This window comes from Candidatus Aegiribacteria sp., from assembly GCA_021108005.1.
Lineage (GTDB): Bacteria > Fermentibacterota > Fermentibacteria > Fermentibacterales > JCC-6 > Aegiribacteria.
Genome location: JAIORS010000104.1, coordinates 16,781 through 36,448, shown reverse-complemented (window position 1 = coordinate 36,448; position 19,668 = coordinate 16,781). Strand labels below are relative to the sequence as shown.

Genomic DNA, 19,668 nt, shown 5'->3' with positions numbered 1-19,668 from the left:
TATTTCCGCTTACCACAGACATTGTGACTGTACTTCAAGCACAATTTTCTTCCGGGAGCTTGATGTTGTATCTCCGATGTCAGAGGAGGAAGAGAGAGAACTTGTAGAAGAGCAGGAAAAGGAAAGGTTCAATATGCTGGAATCGATCCTTTCAATTAAACTTGGCCGACACCTCTTTTTTGAACCATTCCAAAAGCTGATAGACGGTGATATCTCCGGAAGGAGAATGATTGATGACTCCTACTGGTCCATCATCAATAATCTTCTGCCTGATCACAGGAAAAATGAACTCAGTGTTATTCTCCGGAACATGAAGGATCGCTACCTTAATCGGAAATCAGTGCGTGATCTCCATCTTCTATGGCATGCCGTAGAGAAGGTGGGCTTGGAGCTTTTCGAAGGGCTCGAAGAATGTAGAAAGCTTGTCAATCGACGGAAGAGCCTGATGAATCTTCTGGAAGACGAACCGGTTCCAGTTATTACAAGGGTGCTTAACCACGAATCACTTCTGAAGCCTTCCATTCCGAACAGTTACAGAGCATGGGTGCTTTTCCCCCTGTTTTCATCCATCCAGAACGAACTGGATCTTCTGGAGGTCAGAACAGGTTCGGGTATTCATGAATACTCTACCGCCGCAAAACGTTTCCGGAAAGCGTTTCAGAAAAACGCGGATATTCTTGAGCGGTTCGTTGAAGCGAATCTCAAGCTTGTGGTCTCCAAGGTTCGGAAATATTACCCATGCAGTATAATGGAGGAGATGGATCTTGTTCAGGAAGGATGCCAGGGACTTATGGAGGCTGTCAAACGTTTCGATTACCATCGCGGATGCAAACTCTCCACCTTCGCGGTCTGGTGGATCAGGCAGTACATAATCAAGGCCATCATCAGAGATTCCAGGCTTGTTCGGGTTCCGGCATCGGTGCAGAAAGATGATTCCTCAATGAACAGGGCTATCGATGATTATGCAATTGAGAACGGACGGATGCCTTCACTGGAGGAATTGGCCGCATACATGGGCAAGGACAGGGAAGAAATAGAACAGCTGTATCTTACTACTGCACCTTCACTGTCACTCGATCATACCAGCGAAGAAAGTGACGCAACCATAGCGGATTTCCTGGAGAGCCGTTTTCAGCAGCCTGATGTGAAAGCTATGCATTCCGATACAAGGGATAGGATCAATACAGCGCTTGTTTCCCTTTCCGACAGGGAAAAAACTATAATCACATTGCGCTTCGGACTTCTTGACGGGGAGTCGTGTACTCTTCAGGAGCTTGGAAGAATATTCGGTATCAGCAGGGAAAGGGTCAGACAATTGGAATCCAGAGCCCTTGCCAAACTCAGGAGGCACGGTCTTCTTTCAACACTCAAGGAGAACGGAGATCTATGAAAACCGCAGTACTATTTACAGTATCGGCAATATTTGTTTGTTGCTGTTCAAATGTAAACAATGGCAAACCTGATGATACAAGATTTGTCGTACTTGGCCCTTCCCTTGTGGAGCTGATGTATGTTTCCGGTCTGGGCGACAGAGTAATTGGTGTAGACCGTTACTCGGATTGGCCGGAACAGGTTGGAAGACTGCCGCAGGTTGGCGGATATATTGATCCATCACTTGAGAAGATAGTTTCATTGAACCCTACATCAATTCATATTTCCGGCTCCAGCGCAGTACTCAGGGAGCTTGCTGCATCGATGGGGATTCCCTGTTACTCCTACCGATTCGATACACTGGAAGATGTTTTCAATTCTCTTGATTCTCTTGATGCAAGGTACGGTGCTGAAGCTGCCGATTTCAGGGAAGAATTATCATTCAAGCTGGATTCACTAAAAGCGGTAATGGAGAATACCGCTCACGTATCCGTAATGATCGTGATATACCATGAAATGGGTTCGTCCAGCATGACTGTAGCTGGCAAGTGTACTTATTTTGCGGATATTCTTGGTTCTGTTAATTGTGATATATCGGCTCCGGAAACAGGCAGCTGGCCTATGATATCAGCGGAAGGTGTGATTGACCTGTCACCGGATCATATCGTCTGTTTGTATCCGGGAAGAACGGATACGGCTGATATTGCCGCATCGGAAGATAGTTTCTTTGCGGGGCTGGGGTTTGAACCAGACCAGATACACTGTGTTTTTGAATCCTACATAATGATTCCAGGTGGAAGAATCGGCAGAACAGCTGAAAGGATATGTTCTTGCCTGCTCTGAATATCAGCGATCTCAGCGCAGGTTACGAAGGTAACAGAATACTGTCGGACATCGATCTATCTATTGTGCCGGGGGAGATATGCGGGTTGATAGGCCCGAATGGTTCAGGGAAAAGCACGCTTCTCAAAAGCGTTCTTCAGCTTGGAGTTGAAGTTTCGGGTGAAATACACATTTGTGGTAGAGAACTGTCTTCCCTTTCGGACAATCAAAAAGCGAGACTGGTATCGTACCTTCCCCAGAACTTCAACCCCCTTTCCCGATTGACCGTTGCCGAAACGGTACTTCTAGGAAGGCATCCCTACAGAAGCGGGTGGTCGCAGGATTCCGGACGAGATCTCGAAACAGCCGAGAAGTGCATGCTTGAAACGGATACATGGGATCTGAGGAACAGAGTATTTTCGAATCTTTCCGGTGGAGAGAAACGGTTAGTATTGCTTGCATCAGCACTTGCACAGGAACCCGATCTTCTCCTTCTTGATGAACCGGGCTCATCCCTTGATTTCAAACATCAGCTCAATATGTGGTTGCTTTTAAGGAAACTCTCCCGGAGAGGAATTGCTGTTCTTGTCAGCACGCACGAAATCGCGCTTTCCGGACGATTTCTCGATTCAGTACTCGTACTGTCAGAGGGTAAGTCCAGAGCCTTTGGAAGCCCTTCCGATGTTTTCACAAACACGATTCTGTCCGAAGTATTCGGTGTTCATCTTTTTGTCTCACAGGACGAAAAAACCCGATCCTGGGTAATCGTCCCGGAAATGGAGCAATGAAAAAAGGAATAGCTTCCAGGCCCTCCTCGCGATTCTGGATTCTTCTGGTTCTGTTGGTTATTCTGGCGGGTGTTTTATCACTGTTTGCCGGTCCCATGGAACATCCTCCCGCATGGGTGATAATGAAGCTCAGGCTGCCCAGACTTGTACTTGCTCTGCTTACCGGGAGCGCCCTGTCCGTTTCGGGCTGTGTCCTTCAGTCCATACTGAGGAACGATCTGGCAACCCCCTATACTCTCGGCATATCCGCCGGAGCGGGGCTGGTGGCCGGTTCTGTGATCGTGTCCGGGTTTATGATGCCTGTTATGGGGCTTGTAGCTGCCGGAACCGCGGGAGCTCTCCTGGCTGTCATTCTGGTGTATGTACTGGCTTCCCGGGGCAGGAGAGTGGAGTACGGCTCAACACTTCTTCTGGCAGGGATCACAATGAATCTTGTAGGAGCGTCCATCCTTCTTCTATTCGAGTATTTCAGCGATGCTTCCAGAATTCTGGAAATAGTGCGGTGGATGATGGGTGACATGGCAGTAATAGGATGGAGCAAGCCGCTGTTCCTTGTACCGGCGGTAATTCTGGGAATGCTTGCTGTGCTTTTGAGAACCGGGGTTATGAACCAGATTTCACAGGGTGATGATATCGCTCGAACAAGGGGCGTCTCTGTAAGAAGGGAAAGGAACCTTCTGCTCGCATCCGCTGCTCTGCTTGCGGGATCAACCGTAGGAGCAGTTGGTCCAGTAGGATTTATTGGTTTGATGGTGCCGCATATAATGAGAAGATTCGTCGGAGCCGACTACAGATACCTTGTTCCCGCGTCAGCACTGGGAGGTATGCTGCTTGTCATTCTTGCCGATTCTCTTTCAAGGGTGGTTGTCAGTCCTGCCGAGCTTCCAATAGGTATCGTAATGTCGCTGATAGGCGGACCCTTTTTCCTCGCGCTTTTGCTGCGATCCGGAGGGAAAAAGCATCGTGTGTGATTCTGTTAACTTTTAATGTATGAATTGAACAGATGTTTAATGCACTCGAGCGAATCCTCTATGACAAATGGAATAGCTTTGGCGTAAGTATCCAGTATCACAATGGCGTTTACCGGCGAGTCAGCTTCACTTGCTGCTCTCAGCCTTTGGGCAACGGAGTAGTTCACTTCCTGAATGTTATCGTAGATCTCTTTCAACCCATTGAGCTGAAAATCCGCTTCTCTGTTTTCTCTGTGTAAAAAATACTGCGCGAGCAGATACATTGATGCAGCCCTATACATGGTTTCATCTCTGCTGGCAAGCGGAAGGTGAAAACGTGCCATAGGTTTGAAATACTCAGTAAGTGGACAGCCGGAGGTTGCTATCAGCAGTCCCATCAGTGAACTCAGCCCTTGCTGCGCTGAAGTTTGCTGGGATATGCGTCTGTCCTTTGTGATAACTTCCAGATGTATTCTATCGTAAGAAAACACATGGTCGAAATGCTCCACAATGGTAATTATGCTCAACGCGAGCGGGCAGTAGCTTTGATTGTCTGCGTTCAGCGGGCAATTGGGGCACTGATGAAAATCAAGCTTCGTCCATGCTGGAGGTATCTCCGGGACTTGCATTATCAAATCAAGTCTGTCCGGATTCAGCTCTACACGGAATTCTTCTACGTTGTCATCTGACAATTTAAAGCGGTAGTCAATAAATATGCTATTCATACTTCCCGCCGTTGAGTCTGTATTCTATTCTGACTGTCCTGCCTTATTCTTCCAGCTGCCCCTGCTCGATTCTCAAGGAATCCTCCACGGTTTCGAGGTAGTGTGACCACTCTTCGCGCAGGTCACGGATATCACTGGTTGCTCTCAGGTTCCGGATGATGCTGGAAGCTCCAAGCTGTTCATGCCCATACTGCGCGGAAATGTACATCATTGTCTGCACGTTCGCCTGGTTTTCAGCGGGAACCTGCCTTGAGAGTATTTCAGCAATAACGCAGCTGGTTCCGATTCTGAATGGCCCGATAACTTCGAATTCGGGGGCAATAAGTGCTGCTTCAGCGAATTCTTCGGAGTAGAGTAGTCCTCCTGCCGCTTCAGGATCAGTTCGAGCGTTAATTTTTATTTGTGCCGCTGTAAAAGCTGGGGCTGTGAAGACCTGGAGTGATTCAACTGAAGCGTAAGTTGCCAGATTGATGCCGCTGCTGTGAATATCATTTACTATTTCAAGAGCTTTCGTCATCGCGGTTTCTCTTCTGAGGGTATACATTGCCGCTTCCTGTAGAAGCCCCGACTCGAGAGCATCTTCATATCCGGAAGTATCAGCAGGGAAGTAATCCAGTCTCCGGACAATGGTGAATGCGGGGTAACCGCCACGGTAGGAGGGGTTGTAGAATACCGGGCCTAGAGGATCGTTCCAGAGAGTATCAGACGCAAATGTAACAAGCTCCTCTGAAATGATGACTGATAGTGGAGTATCCTCCTCCACCAGCATTTCCCCGAAATCAACGATGATCATAGAATCGGGAATTTCCGGAACACTTTCTGCAAGCATATCTTCCATACCCGATTCCAGGTCCCACAATATCCTTCTAACGGTTGAATACTGCGGCCAAACCGGAACTTCCCAGCTCTGCAGAAAGAGTGTATCGTCCTGAATGGATGCTGAATCAAGTGTAATAGTATCGATGGATTCGTGAAGAGAATCAAGAAGCAGGACATGATAACTGCTTATGGATGAGTTTGCTGTGTACATGCCAAGGAATGGTTCGGTTCTTTCTCCTATCTCAATTGTAATGCTGTCACCGAATACAGCTGTGATCTGAGACCTGGTGGCTGCTATCCTTGAGCCTGCGGTTGAGTATGCAAGTGAATCGATTCTGTTAATGGCGAATTCCAGGTCGGCATATTCAGGAAGAACCTGGATGGTGATATACCTTAAAAGGGAACCTGAAGCTCTGTTGAAACATTCCGGTTTGTTCTCGTAGAACTCCCTTAAATATTCTTCATCCGGCATAGATGGTATAGTGTCAACAATGATGTATCTGGCTGTTATCTGACCACTGTTATCAAGAATCAGATAATCAATCTCTTGCATGCTGGCCATACTGACCATCCCGGAAGCCAGAGGGAATCTCATTGCGTTTCCATTCATATATGTCTGATACAGGTATTGCTGATAGACTCCGGGTTGTTCTGATTTGATCATGTCAAGGTATTCCCGGGCTGTCATTTCGCCCAGTTCCTGCATGCCGATCTGAGCTATAAGCAGTTCCTCAGCCTGTCCCACCGTGAAATCCTGCCAATTGTGATTCTGCAGGTAAATTCCCTGAAGCTTCTGATCGATGAGACCTTTAAAAGCCTCTTCCGATATCTGACTGCTCATGAGCAACAGCATTGATTCAGGATCCGGATTGCCGTTCTGTTCCAGCATGCTGCGGTACTGCTGACTCCAGGATTGAAGAGCCTGCTGGTACTCTTCGGGCAGAATATCCTTGCCGTCTACCGTCGCGATAGGGCGCTCATAGGGATTTCTGGGCCTGTTATCTCCTTCTCCCATGCCCCATCTCAGAAAGATAAGAGCGACGAATATGACAATTGTAGCGATCAGGAATATCTTAGCATTATCTCTTAACCAGGTTAACATCTTTTTTCCCCCGAAACTTGATTGGTTTTTTGAAGAAGCAAAAATACTCACCTTAAATGCATTATGCAAGGTCTGTGCTGAAAACTATAAGGAAAGAAATACGTAATGTGAAAATCAGAAAATACAATGAAATGGATGATATGGCCCGTAATGCTTCGGACGGGGCGATACTAGTAACAGCTGGGCCTGACCTTTACCAGTCGGGACGGCTTCGGAGTATAGTTGTTGATAGATTCAGAAAAACTCTGGATTACGATATTCTTCGATACGAAGGCGATAACCTTGGAGAGGGAGATCTCAAAAGGCATCTCTTCGAAAATTCCCTGTTTTCAAGCGGTAAGCTGATTGTAATATCGAACGCTCACAAACTTGGAAAGTTCTCGATATCTGAACTGCTTGAAGCCATAAAAACGGGGCTCAGCGATTCAGCTCTTTTTCTGACGTCTTCGAAAGTCCCCAGGGAATCCGCAATATTACGCAAGCTGGAGAAAGCAGTTCCATTCTATATATGTTATGAACCTTTTGACAGGGACATGCCCATATGGGTAAAAAGACTGGCTTCGGAGGAGAAAATCAGTCTCAAGAGAGATACCGTTCAGCTTCTGATAGAGTACTCGGGAAGAAATCTCCGAAGACTTTCGGATGCCGTGACAAAGCTGGCTATTTACCACGGTCCCGGTGCCGTTATAGACAGAAGCGGTATGATTGAAGTGATCTCCGGAAAGGGAGGAACCGATATTTTCCATCTTGGAGATATGGTTTTCAGTAACGTTAGAGGTGAAGCGGTGGATACTGCATGGTCTCTTTTAAAACGTGGAGAGGAACCCGTAGCTATGATTGCTTACCTTTTCAGTTTGTGGAGTAAGGTAATCGGGGCAATCGAAACTGTCACTACTGGTGGAGGCAGTAAAGAAGTGTCGGCGAAAACAGGTGCGAAGTATCCACTTATTGACAAGCTTATGAAATACTCAAGAACCGCCAGCAAGGTTGATACAGCCATCGCTGCAGAAGCTTTTGCGGAGGCTGACTATGGTATTAAGACTGGTGTAGATCACCTTGTTGTATTTGCTCGGTTGATCTTCACCTTGACAAGTGGTCGTTCATAAACGACAATTGAGGTTACATAATAATTGAATGAAAACCAATAGTTAATCTATCCTAGGAGGAGAGCATGGCAGAAGTACTTGAAAAGAAGATTCTTGATCTGCTTGATCGCAGGGAAGAACTTGTCGGCCGGCTGAACAATCTGGAAAACATGAAACCGGATACTAACGCCAGGGTGTACAAGAAAATTCGGGAAGATTACAGTACCAAGCTTCAGGGGGTGCTCGAGAAGATAAACGAGCAAAGGGGTTCTCTTGAGAAGAAGGCAAAGGAGCTTGCCACTCAGATAAGTGAGAAGGAATCGATATTCACTGATCAGTCGGATCAGGTTGACGAGCTTCAGATCAGAGCAAAACTCGGTGAATTCAACCACGACAATGATGACTTCAAAAATGAACTCAACCAGGCAGAAACCGAACGCGACATGACTTCAGGATCGCTTGATAAGCTCCGAAAAGAACTGAACGATCTCAACGGTGTTCTCAGCGATGTAGACCACGCTACTTCTGCGGGTGTACCAGGCATGGATGGTTCGGTTCAGTTCAAAGCGAAGAAAGTGGTAACAGAGGAAGTCATCGAATTAGGGGATGATGATCTCCTTGAAGAACCTGAACTTGATGATCTTGCGATGGACCTTGATGATACTAATAAAGAGGAATCGGACGAAAACAAGTGCCCCAATTGCGGGCATATCAACCCTCCTCATCTGGTTGTTTGCGAAGAGTGCAACGCCGAACTTGAAGACCTGAGCCAGGATCTGGACGACGAGTTCGACTTTGACGATATGGATGTTGATATCTAGTACCCTTTTGAATAGCAAATCATGGAAATGAGGCTGCCGGTTCCGCCGGCAGCTTTTTTTGTGAGGGAGTGGACAGCTTGGAGAAAGGGGAGATCAGTTAATATTTGTTCTCCCCGTTTTATCCGGTAAAATTAAGGATCAGTGCTTTTGCCTGCGAAGGTATTCTTCAGCTATCTGAACCGCGTTAAGGGCCGCGCCTTTTCTGAGGTTGTCTGCAAGTACCCAGAACTGCAGAACCGATGGATCGCCGGGATGATTGCGAATTCTGTCAACAACTACGATGTCTGTGCCTTCCACATCTATTGGTGAAGAACCGGATTTCGTTACAGCAATTCCATGGGCTTTATGAAGGGTCGTGGCAGCTTCATCGCAATGAACAGGGTTATCGAATTTTACAACGACTGCTTCAGTATGTCCTGTTCTCACAGGAACCCTTGCGGTTGCAGCGAACACCGGAATATTCAGCCCCATTATCTTACAGCTTTCCTTCATCAGTTTGATTTCTTCGTTGCAGTAGCCGCTTTCGTCAGGTGGGCCGATGCTTGTGATGATATTCTCATGGATTCTGACAGCGGGATTTTCAGGAGGGTTTGCATCCTGCTGTTTCTTGAGTTCTTCAAGTGCCGGTGTACCGGCACCTGATACCGCCTGGTAAGTGGCCACCGAAACCCATTGTATTTTTCCGAGTTGCCGCAGGGGGGCAAGGGCTGCAACCAGTTGGATGGTTGAACAGTTGGGGTTTGCGATGATTTTTTCCTTACCGGTAATAAGATGTCCGTTAACTTCAGGCACCACGAGCAGTACATCTGGATTCATTCTGTAAGCGGATGAATTATCGATTACCAGCGCTTTTGCTTCGATGCACATGGGTATCCACTTTTTTGCTATATTCGCGGAAGTGGCACCGAAGAGTATCATCCCCTTGCTAATTGCTTCCGGTGTTATTATTTCAACCGGGTAATCCGTGTTTCTGAATCGGACGGTTTTTCCCTCCGATTTGTTTGAGGCAAAGGGATGAAATGATTCAGAAGGAAAGGAGCGATCCTGAAGCACCTCGATCATGGTTTCGCCAACAAGTCCTGTTGCTCCAACAACACCGACTTTAATCATTGTTGTACCTCCGTATTCAGTTACCGATACATATTTGCAGCAGTTCTGTGGTCAACCCTTGTTTTTATTTCGTGCTCAGGTACACGAATTACTTCACTGAACCATCGAACCATGGATTCGGCATCGCCAGTATGCGAGAACCGGATGGTTCTTCCAGTTATGCAGGGTGGCGCGACGGGATGCAGCGATATTCGTACAACTGATATACCTGCTTCCCTGTCAGCCATCAGCGATATTCAATACAGGCCTGAACGTTTTCCCGGCAGGGGAGATATAAAGGAACTGGTGGAGCAGATACTCAGAAACGAAGGAGTTCCCCTCGAAGTAGGCGCGCTTGTATGGATAGAAAGCGATTTTACCGTGGGCTGCTATTCCAGAGTGGGAGCAGCAGGCCCATGGCAGCTGATGCCCACAACGGGGCGTGAACTGGGGCTGACAATAAACGATTGCGTTGATGAAAGGTATTCCTGGGTTTCTTCCACAAGGGCTGCAGCAAGATATCTAAGGCAGCTGCACAATATTTTCGATAATTGGGTTCTTGCAATCGCAGCCTACAATTGTGGACCCGGAAGGGTTCAGTCAGGTCTTCGGCAGGGGGGCAGTACTTTTGGTGAAATAGATCTGCCCGGGGAAACCGATGCATTCGTCCCCCGCTTCGCCTCAGCCGCGGAAGCGTACGTTCAGGTTGAGTCTGAATCGGACAGATTGGCCGTTGTATGGATTCCGGCAGGTTTTGATCTTAGACTGCTGGCTGCTGAAACAGATCTTAATATCGATACACTTATGAGCCTGAACAGATCGTATCTGCTTGAAAGAACGCCTGATGAAGGAGAAGCCTGGGAAATAATCGTACCTGTTGCTTACGCCGGCGAAGTATTCAACACAGCCTGGACGATAGACCCGGAGAGGTATCTCGTGAAGCAGGGAAATTCCTGGATTGGAATAGCTTCTGATCTTGGAGTATCATCGGAAGTACTCATGGGGCTCAATCCAGCTGGATCACTTCAACCGGGAATGTACATCATCATTCCGGAGAGCCAGCGGCAGCCTGTAAATGCTGGATATGTAGAAAACCCTCAGTTCATCAGATATACAGTCCGCATGGGCGACACTATGGGCGCGATTGCAGCCAGTGTAGGTGTAAGTTCCAGGGAAGTGGCGGTGTGGAATGAGATGTCACCCGATGATACAATATTCCCAGGAGACGTTCTTTTGCTACGTCGCTCCGGAGCTTCAACGGTTCAGGAACATCAGGTGAATACAGTGACCCTTCCCGAAAATGATGAAATAGATATAGTATCAGGTGGAGGAAGAATTGAGCATACGATTGTTGAAGGAGATAATCTCTGGGATATTGCAATAAGATACGGAGTCTCCATCGAACAGATAATGTACCTTAATTCCCTTGAGAGCAATATACTCTCGCTTGGAGACGTTCTGGTAATCATACCTGAGTAGGTGAGTGAAAATGGCATTGTTTGAATCGGGCCCAAGGAAAATACTGAAGAAGATCAGGAAGTTCGCCAGCGAAGGAAGTGTTAATCGTGTTTCCTCAACTGTAAAAGAGGAAAAAGATGTCCTTCTTGAGGAAAGCACTGTCGCTCTGGAACTGGTTGAACTGCTGCTTGACATCGGTCATCCAAACCTGGCTGCGAGTGTTGGTGAAGAAGTTATGCGGCGTCACAGACAGATCGCAAGGGAAGTACGCAATCTCTTCATAGGCAGGCTCAATGAATTTTCCAGATCAACTGACCTTCTTAGAGTTACCTGGAAGAGTTTCATTGACATGCATGATTACAGGGGTGCCATAAATATTCTCCGGCAAGCAGATGAGATAACCGTTTCAAGTCTTTTCGACATAATCAGAGAAAAAATGCAGAGTTCGATGCGGTTTGACGGCAGTGTACATCCAGAAGCGGATCAGGCTTCACTGGTAGAATGGGGGTTATGCCTGCATCGTGAACAAAGATCTGGCGAGGCTATAGATTTCCTCTGGAAAGTCTGCCGTGAGGTTGAGTTTCCCCACCGAGATATTTCACTTCTGTCATTCTGGGTAGGTAACCAGGTGAAGGAACTTGACAGTACTTACTGGATCTCACTCATGGGTATTGCCGCGGTTTCGGGTAAAATGGATCGTGCACTGCAATTTGCGAACAAGCTGTCGGACAGTGAGCCGTCACCTGATGAAGCTGTGGATGCCGCAAGTGTAATTGAGAAATGGATGGTGCCAGCCGACCGTTCAGGAAGATCGGCAGCAATACTTGCTGAAATGTATACCGCAGCCGGTAAGACGGAAGCTGCTTCAAGAACCCTGGAGGGGATATACAGTGAAAGCCTGGACAGAGAGGAGCTGGAGTCAGCTATTGAGGATCTGGTAGCCCATCCTGATAGCGGAGCGGCTCCCCTGCTTCTTTCAGCACAGATGAATTTTGAAAAAGGTCGGATACCTGAAGCTATAGAAGCAGTCGAGAAGGCTTTTAAGACAGAAGACGCGGACAGCACGAAACTCATCAGTATCTGCAGGGATATTCTTGCTGAGACCGGGGACCATTCCGGTACCGTAGCTGTAGAACTTGCTCATTACCTGGTTGATAACGGAGAAATTAAAGATGCTGTCTTCTCACTGATTCCGATAGTTGACGGAGACGCTACCTGGGTTTTTGAACAAATACAAAGTCTGATTTCCCGTGACAGGAATAACGCTTCAATACTTTCATTGCTTGCTGCTGTACTTTTCGAAACTGGCAAGAGGGGAAAAGCTTCAGCTACCCTGGAGCACCTGTCCAAAAGAACGGATAAGAGATTCTGCGGTGATGCCGCAGCTGTTCTTGATGCTATGGAAAACCAGGTTGAGAAGTATCACGAACTGAGAGAAGCAAGAGCCCTTTTCAGGCTACGCTCAGAGAGGTCACAGGATGCGTCTGAGGACTGGTTCATACTTCTGATGAAGGGGAAAAGTATTTCACCGGAGGGACAGCAACTGTTGACGAAGGATGGTACTACTGTTGGCTCAGTAGAGAAGATCACGCAATCCATCTTCACTCCGGGAGCTCCATGGCAGGCATTGGTAGTAGCACAGATATGCCTGCGGGAGAATAATATTAAAATGGCCAGCGATTACCTGAGCCAGGCAATGGACAGCAACGAACTTCAGGAAGGCATTATAAACAGAATCGGGAAACTGCCCAATAATCTGCGCGATCAGCTTGATTTGAAAGAAATACTCACCAGAATATCCGTTGGAACTGCCGCTGAAGGTGTTTCATCGATACTTGAAAAGCTTGAGGGGAACGAAGACTGGAAGGTAGCTCTGGCAACAGAGCTGAAGTGGGATAATCCGGCAGAGGAAGCACAGTTCAAATTCAAATATCTGATTTCCCGCAACAGGATAATCCTTGCGGGATCCTCATACGTTGAGGGAAGCATTGGCGAGCCACTGATTGAAAGTGTTGCGCAGGCATGTTCCGAGATTATCCGCGATAAGTACCAAGAAGCAGTAGATTTCCTGAAAAAGCCTGTGAAAAGACCCTGGTCAAGCTCGATGGCCAGAATCGTACTGGAGTTCATATTACCGAAAGCGCCATCTCTGGGAGTTGAAATCAGAAAACTCATCGCTGAATCATTCAAAACCGAGAAAAGATTTGATGACGTATCAGTCATATTGAATCCTGTATTAAAAGAAGACGGCGTATTGGAGTTACTTGAGAGCATGATCGAGGACCATCCCGGTGAATACGCCCTGACCGATTCTCTTACCCGGACAGCGTCCATCAGGGCAGATTTTCAGAGATTCCACAAATATTCCGCAGTTATGCTCGATCTTTCTTCCGAGACAGCTGAAAACATAGTGAATCTGGCTGTCTCCCTGGCTGCTGACAGTTCTTCAGGCGATGCATACCTCTACGCTGCAAGAGTTGCTTCACGGTACAGAATCAGTGTTGATATTGATAATCTCATAACAAAAGCCGTGCTGCTTCTGCCGGAGCTGTCCCGAGAAGGTTTAAATAAGGAATTCCATGCTATGGGGGTTGCTCAAGCGGCATTATGTGCCGTTGCGTCCGCAAACGCGCAAGAATTCAACAGAATTTATGAGGATAATCCAGGCGTAAGTGTTCCTCTGAATGAGAAAATTCTTGATATAGCGGATGAACACTGGACACCAGAAAAGAATGCTGAAGCTTTGCTTGTTCTTGCTGAACAGGCTATCTCCGGTGGGTTTTCTCAGAGAGCGGAGAATTTACTCTGCAGCATTGCCAAAAATGGTGAGGAACCATGGAAGACAAAATCTTCAGGGAAGCTGCTCAGTGAAGTTGAAGCTGGAAATGCTGACAGAATAAAATTCTGGAAAACCGTTGATGTCAATACTGTGATCGCGGAAGCACTTGAAAGACTGGTTCCCGATGGATATGAGAATATCAGCAGAGATGAAGCAAGGGTTATTGCTCCAGTTGTGCTGAGATCGGGTCAGGGCATCAGAAGGTTGTTTCAGCTTGCGGATGATGAAATGTTTTTTCCTCTTGATGATTTGCCACTCAGAAGACAATTGGCTGAAACCTGCATAAAAAGTCTGAATGAAATGACGGATGAGGATTCTCTATCGATTTCTGAAACTGGAAAATTGCTGGATATTCTTCTTTCTGCCGGGTTGTTATCGGATGCCGTTACAATTGCCAGGCAGAACGGAACAAACGAAATTCTGTCCAGATTAATATCGGGATTGTCTGTTGCCAGGAAGAAACTGGAGACAGAAGGTGTTGAGAAAGCCTTTAACCTGATAATTTCCGGAAAACCAGATGAAGCTCTGATAATCCTGAACGAGGAAGATATGGAATCTTCCGGTGTAATGGACACAAAAGCGCTCGCTTTGTGGAATCTAGGATATCGGGGTCAGGCCATTTCGTCATGGATGAATGAATACAGGAAAACGGGAGAAGAGGCTCCACTGAAGCGGCTTTTCTGGACCCTTAAGCAAGCGGGGGCCTCAATGGAGAGAACTGCTCTGCGCAGGTTCATTTCAGGGAGATTTCCAGGGTTAACAGGAATGCTTCCACAGGATGATTCTGCATTCAACCCGGATCAGATGGAATTAATATCGGGACTTCGGATCGTTTCGAAAAAAGAGAAGGTGAAAAATGGGTAAAAAGCCGAAAGCTGAAGAAACTGAACATACCATAGACGAACTGATTACCGGAATAGGCAAACTTGTTTACAAGCTCAATGAATCAGTGGTGAACATTGACAACCGTATCGAGAAGCTTGAGGCCGGTATTTCATCTTTGCTTGAGCAGAAGTTCGAAAGCGTAACTGCAGAACTGGTGAAAACAAACGAGTTCCTGGCCGGTATCAGCAAGTCGGCGCCGATAGTCAGTACTGATACAAAGGAAACCGAGAAACCAGTTTCCGGTGAATCTGCCGATGTACCCGCAAACGGGTTGATAGAGAAACTTGATGAACTGAAGGCTGAAGTCACAGGTATAAGGGAAAACCTTACCAGTGCCGAGGATAAGTTTCTGAAAGCTCTCAATGAAGGACCGGAGGAATCCGTTGATAAAGAATTCTTCAAAAAGGAATTCAGTGAAGTGTCCCTGATGATCTCTGAATCGGCATCATCCATTCAGAAAACGGTTTTAGACGTTATAGGTCAGTCCGATGAGAGTAGAGAAGAGGTACTCGCTGTGAATCTGAAGGTTCTTTCTGACGGAATTGGCGAAATTTCGTCGAAAATGGATAAAGCCAGTGACAACCTCCAGAAAAAGCTTAAAAAAATTCAGACGTCAACAGCGGAAGAAGTCGGTGCAATCGGCAGCAGTGTGAAAGAAAGCACCGATGCACAGAAAGAACAGCTTCAGCAGATGAAAGAACTGCTTACGCTTCACTCGGTTGAAGTTAAGGATAACAGAGTAAAAAGTCTCAACCGTTCCGCAATAGTACATTTCAACAACGCGGAATACGATCAGGCACTTTCAAAACTCAAGGAAGCTCTGGAAATAAGTCCTGACAGTTCCGAATTGCTTGCGAACATGGCTCATATCGAGGCATCACAGGGACAACTCAAAGATGCGGAAGAGAGTTTTAGAAAAGCTCTCGATATTAATCCAGATCTGGAGCCTGCGATATCCGGCCTGGGAACCGTACTTGTTATGACCGGGAGGTCAGACGAAACCATTGATTTTCTTCAGAAGTATCTGGATGAGGATTCCGACGCTTCTACCGACATCATGATAGCCCTCAGCAGAGCTTACGCCGCTCAGGATAACCATGTAAAAGCACTGGCACTGCTGGAGAAAGCAGTAAAGGCTGCCCCGGGACATCCTGGACTGGAACAGGAACTTGCCAAGTACAAGGACTAAGTATTCTGGATTCATTCTTGTTGTAGCATTTGCACTGATTACGTGCAGAGCATTCCAGCCGAATGAAAACCTTGATAACCTTTCATGCCAACAGAGAAGCATGCTTGCTGAAGCCAGCGGGGATTCCCTGCTGCAGTCAGGAATGGAAGTCAGGGCCAGGGAAGAATACTTAAGGGCTGTTCTGCTCAGAACGCCTGAAGACAGCCATAGAGCCTGCCTTATCTGGAAAGCTGCCGATTCCTCCGATTTACCCAGCGTGCTTACTGCCCAGCTGCTGCTAGAACTGACGGATTCCCTGGCTCCATACAGGGCACTTGAACTGGGAGGCGCCAATATCGGCAGGGATCTTCTTTCCTGCATGTCACGTAATAATTGCGTGATGCCTGAATATCTCCGCCTTGTTCTTGCAGATTCCCTTCTGAAAACCGGTGAAGCAGAATTAGCGCTGACCGCCCTAAGTGGAGTTCCCGGAAGTTTACCCGAAAGGGCTCTCAGAAGAAGAACAATCCTTTTGTACAGGGGCTTCCTTGAAACAGGTAGCCTATCATCATCGGATTCTCTATTTAGTTACGCTGAGAACTCAGGGGGTGAAGAACTTCGATCCCTTTTATGTCATTACAGGGGGATGTGGATGGCTGATGAAGGCATTTCCGGATACCGAAACATCTTTCTGAAGTCCTTTGAACTCTGGCCAGCGGCTCCTGTCCATGCCAGTGCGTATGACGCATTAAGGCCGCAAATACTCGCGGACAGGGATTTTGCCGGTTCAGTTGCTGATTACTTCTATAGCGGGGGACTCTGGAACGAACTGTACGATATAGCTCAGAATTCCCCCGATCCCGATCCGCACCTGTGGTATCTGGCCGCACGTACAAGGGACAGGCTGGGATTTTACGATACTGCCATAGAGATGCTTGAGCAGTATCTTTTCAGATGGCCGGAAGGGACGGATACACCCAATGCGATGATTTATCTTGGACGTGACCTGGGGCGTTCCGGCGACTGGCGGGAAGGGCTTGCGGTTTTAAAGCAGTACGGAGAGGAGTTTCCTGACCATTTCAGGATAGGAAACCTTCCCTGGTATATAGGCGACCTGCTGGTGGAGAACAGGCAATGGCAGCAGGCCATTCCCTGGTTTCAGATGACTCTTGACCGTTACCCGTACAATGTTACAGCTGATGACGCGCATTTCTATCTCTGTTTTTCGCTCCTCAAGTCCGGCAGAATAATCGACGCTATGGTCGAATTTGAAAATTTCATTTCAAAATGGACTGGAAGTGTATACCTATCATCCGCGAAATACTGGCTTGGCAAACTCCTTTATAGCGAAGGTAATCCTGAAGGTACAGCCATACTCGAGGCTCTGATTCAGGCAGCTCCCGCAAGTCTTCCCGCCTTTTTCGCAAGGGAATTACTGGGACGGTCTGCCTGGGAACCTGAATTTACAGATGAGCCACTTGATCAATGGATGGCAAAAAATGGATATTTACCCGCTGTACCGCCGGAAGCCGCTTTAAGGGGGTTGTTTCTTCAGGAAGCGGGGCTGAGACATTTCGCGGATGGTGAGTTCAGGGAAGCGGAAGAGATCGTAGGCGGACCCGAGTACCTTGCTCCTTTCTACCTTGATAACGAAGTCTGGGAAAGGAGACCCATTTCGGGATACAATATGTGGGATCTGGCTGGCAGCGATAGGCCAAGAGAGTTGTGGATGCTGCGATATCAAAAGGCATGGCCGGAGCTTGTGGTTCCAGCGGGTGAGAAGTATGGACTGGATTCCCTTCTGGCATGGGCCATAATCAGGAATGAAAGCATGTTCCAGCCCACATGTTACTCAATTGCTGGAGCAAGGGGACTCATCCAGATGATTCCAAGCACCTCTGAATATGTAGCGATTGAAAATGGATGGGATGATTATTCGCCTGACAAGCTATACGACCCGGCAGTTTCCATAGAATACGGAATCAGCTACATATCCGGCATAAACAGGGATTTCGGTGGTAATCCCGTGATTGCCGCGGCAGCTTACAACGGAGGGCCTCACAACGCAGTTCATTGGGGTGCTGCGGATATGGATACCGATGAATTCTTTGCGCTCATAACTTACAATGAGACGAAGAGTTACGTACAGAATGTTCATCATGCGTACATGATATATAAGGCGTTGTATCGGGGTCGGACGTAACTTCTGGTTACTTACCGTAAGTAACCAGAAGTTACGTCCGACCCCAGCTTTCACTTGCATTCGGGAAGTGACCAGAAGTTACGTCCGACCCCAACTTTCAATACCTCCCCATCCCGGGTTATTTCTATCCAGGCTAAGTAATCGGCATCATATGAGATTGCAGGCCGGGTTGCCCATTCTCCCGGCAGTGAAGCCTGAGTGAGATAGTCAGATTCCCTGTCCATTATCCATACGGTGGTAGGATCTTCCCATGATAGTCCGAAGTCCGATTCCGGGAAAGGATCCTTTCGGCAGAAGGCTAGGAGCCTTCCGTCAAGGGCTGAGCATACCTGGTGGGCGTTTCCCATGAAGAGCTTCTCAATTCCGGACTCAATATTGAGAAATCTCAGTTCCCATTCTCCCCATCCACCTATCTGGAATATCAACACTTTGGATGTTATCCATACGGGATTAGATTCATGCCATTCACTCCAGTTGTAGAAGGTTGTATCAGCTCTGGCCCTCATTCCAAGGGGTGCGGAGTCACCTATGATATACAGTTCTTCGTACCATGTTGGATTCATGGCGAAATTCACGCAGGCGATATTGTCTCCGTCGGGTGATATCACAGGGGCGTTGACCCTGACTTCCGAATTCTCGGGCAGGAGCACGAGAACATCATCTGAAAAGAGCCCCATTGCGTAAATATCGCTGCCAAGTAACCGCGTGGTAAAACAGAGAGCGGGAGCACGGGGATGGCCCATCGGATCGAATGTACAGGCAACCCTTTCGTCTGCATGTGGAATCCGTCTGCAGCTCTGGGGATTATCAACCTGGAAGTAGCGTATCGTTCCGTCAAGTATGAATGCTACCCATTCACCGTCAGGAGTGAAAGCGGGAGATGCCGCTTCACCTTCCATAACTGTTACCGGGCCTTCGTAAGGTGTCCATATTACAAGCCTGTCCTCAAGGGCGGCCACAAGAACATCTTCTACCGGTGACCAGACGAGATCCGGCGGGTAGTCATCGTACCCGTTCCCATATACTGCGGGTAATAGAACATGGGAAAAAACGATAACGAAAAGAATACCTCTTATCATAAATGGATTCCATTTCTATTGTACTTATACAACAATGGTATAAAAGTACACATGTAAGTTATCATACATTTTCAAATTTTTATTATCGCTGTATCTATATATATAGTGCAATTAGTATTGTCAACGGATGATAGAATTTGTAAATGTATCGGGGTCGGACGTGTATCGGGGTCGGACGTAACTTCTGGTTACTTGCGGTAAGTAACCAGAAGTTACGTCCGACCCCGACAGGACGGTAAGTAACCAGAAGTTACGTCCGACCCCGACAGGAAAGGTAGTATCCGGGTAAATTTGTACGAATTTCTAACAGTGCAAAGCAGGCGTATGATGATAACGATAGACGAGTATACCTGATGTGACGATTGCAGAATTGTAACTTACTGTCCGATAGCATTATAATAATTTGCATCGGATTGAAGAAATTCCAGTATTTGAAAACCCCTTGACAAAGCTGTACTCCATCT

General features: G+C 47.3%; 14 protein-coding genes. 10 read left to right on the top strand and 4 right to left on the bottom strand.

What is annotated here, in order from left to right; translation table 11 throughout:
- The first annotated feature begins 76 nt into the window (after positions 1 to 76).
- From K8S15_06110 to K8S15_06095, 4 genes are read left to right on the top strand one after another with little or no spacing between them, the layout of a single operon-like run.
- The gene (locus tag K8S15_06110) at positions 77 to 1,390 is read left to right on the top strand and encodes an RNA polymerase sigma factor RpoD/SigA (protein ID MCD4775612.1); all 1,314 of its coding nucleotides are present in this window, start codon (positions 77 to 79) and stop codon (positions 1,388 to 1,390) included.
- Entirely contained in the window at positions 1,387 to 2,214 is an 828-nt protein-coding gene (locus K8S15_06105) for an ABC transporter substrate-binding protein (protein ID MCD4775611.1), read from the top strand. The genes K8S15_06110 and K8S15_06105 overlap by 4 nt, the downstream gene beginning before the upstream one ends.
- Entirely contained in the window at positions 2,202 to 2,981 is a 780-nt protein-coding gene (locus K8S15_06100; GenBank protein ID MCD4775610.1) for an ABC transporter ATP-binding protein, read from the top strand. The genes K8S15_06105 and K8S15_06100 overlap by 13 nt, the downstream gene beginning before the upstream one ends.
- Positions 2,978 to 3,952 (top strand): iron ABC transporter permease, encoded by a 975-nt coding sequence (locus K8S15_06095; GenBank protein MCD4775609.1) that lies wholly within the window; start codon positions 2,978 to 2,980, stop codon positions 3,950 to 3,952. The genes K8S15_06100 and K8S15_06095 overlap by 4 nt, the downstream gene beginning before the upstream one ends.
- A 5-nt stretch (positions 3,953 to 3,957) precedes the next feature.
- Here K8S15_06095 and K8S15_06090 read toward each other — a convergent pair whose 3' ends face one another.
- Both K8S15_06090 and K8S15_06085 read right to left on the bottom strand, forming a co-directional pair.
- Complete coding sequence (locus tag K8S15_06090; GenBank protein MCD4775608.1) at positions 3,958 to 4,656, bottom strand: hypothetical protein; 699 nt, start codon at positions 4,654 to 4,656, stop codon at positions 3,958 to 3,960.
- Between the two features lie 43 nt (positions 4,657 to 4,699).
- Entirely contained in the window at positions 4,700 to 6,577 is a 1,878-nt protein-coding gene (locus K8S15_06085; GenBank protein MCD4775607.1) for a SurA N-terminal domain-containing protein, read from the bottom strand.
- Between the two features lie 107 nt (positions 6,578 to 6,684).
- On the opposite strand from K8S15_06085, the gene holA reads away from it, so the two are divergent.
- Both holA and K8S15_06075 read left to right on the top strand, forming a co-directional pair.
- The gene (holA, locus tag K8S15_06080; protein ID MCD4775606.1) at positions 6,685 to 7,683 is read left to right on the top strand and encodes a DNA polymerase III subunit delta; all 999 of its coding nucleotides are present in this window, start codon (positions 6,685 to 6,687) and stop codon (positions 7,681 to 7,683) included.
- 65 nt (positions 7,684 to 7,748) lie between these two features.
- Positions 7,749 to 8,483 (top strand): hypothetical protein, encoded by a 735-nt coding sequence (locus K8S15_06075; GenBank protein ID MCD4775605.1) that lies wholly within the window; start codon positions 7,749 to 7,751, stop codon positions 8,481 to 8,483.
- A gap of 138 nt (positions 8,484 to 8,621) precedes the next feature.
- Here the strand turns inward: K8S15_06075 and K8S15_06070 are convergent, their stop codons facing one another.
- Entirely contained in the window at positions 8,622 to 9,593 is a 972-nt protein-coding gene (locus tag K8S15_06070; GenBank protein MCD4775604.1) for an aspartate-semialdehyde dehydrogenase, read from the bottom strand.
- A 144-nt stretch (positions 9,594 to 9,737) separates the two neighbouring features.
- Between K8S15_06070 and K8S15_06065 the strand changes: the two genes are divergently transcribed.
- The 4 genes from K8S15_06065 to K8S15_06050 all read left to right on the top strand — a co-directional run bounded on the left by K8S15_06065 (position 9,738) and on the right by K8S15_06050 (position 18,125).
- Positions 9,738 to 11,051, top strand: coding sequence for a LysM peptidoglycan-binding domain-containing protein (locus K8S15_06065; protein MCD4775603.1), 1,314 nt, complete (start codon positions 9,738 to 9,740; stop codon positions 11,049 to 11,051).
- Positions 11,052 to 11,061: 10 nt separating this feature from the next.
- Positions 11,062 to 14,733 (top strand): hypothetical protein, encoded by a 3,672-nt coding sequence (locus K8S15_06060; protein ID MCD4775602.1) that lies wholly within the window; start codon positions 11,062 to 11,064, stop codon positions 14,731 to 14,733.
- On the top strand, positions 14,726 to 15,943 hold the full coding sequence (locus K8S15_06055) for a tetratricopeptide repeat protein (protein ID MCD4775601.1): 1,218 nt from the start codon (positions 14,726 to 14,728) through the stop codon (positions 15,941 to 15,943). The genes K8S15_06060 and K8S15_06055 overlap by 8 nt, the downstream gene beginning before the upstream one ends.
- A gap of 100 nt (positions 15,944 to 16,043) precedes the next feature.
- The gene (locus tag K8S15_06050) at positions 16,044 to 18,125 is read left to right on the top strand and encodes a transglycosylase SLT domain-containing protein (GenBank protein MCD4775600.1); all 2,082 of its coding nucleotides are present in this window, start codon (positions 16,044 to 16,046) and stop codon (positions 18,123 to 18,125) included.
- 50 nt (positions 18,126 to 18,175) lie between these two features.
- On the opposite strand, the gene K8S15_06045 is transcribed toward K8S15_06050, so the two are convergent.
- On the bottom strand, positions 18,176 to 19,204 hold the full coding sequence (locus K8S15_06045; protein MCD4775599.1) for a hypothetical protein: 1,029 nt from the start codon (positions 19,202 to 19,204) through the stop codon (positions 18,176 to 18,178).
- Between the last annotated feature and the right edge of the window lie 464 nt (positions 19,205 to 19,668).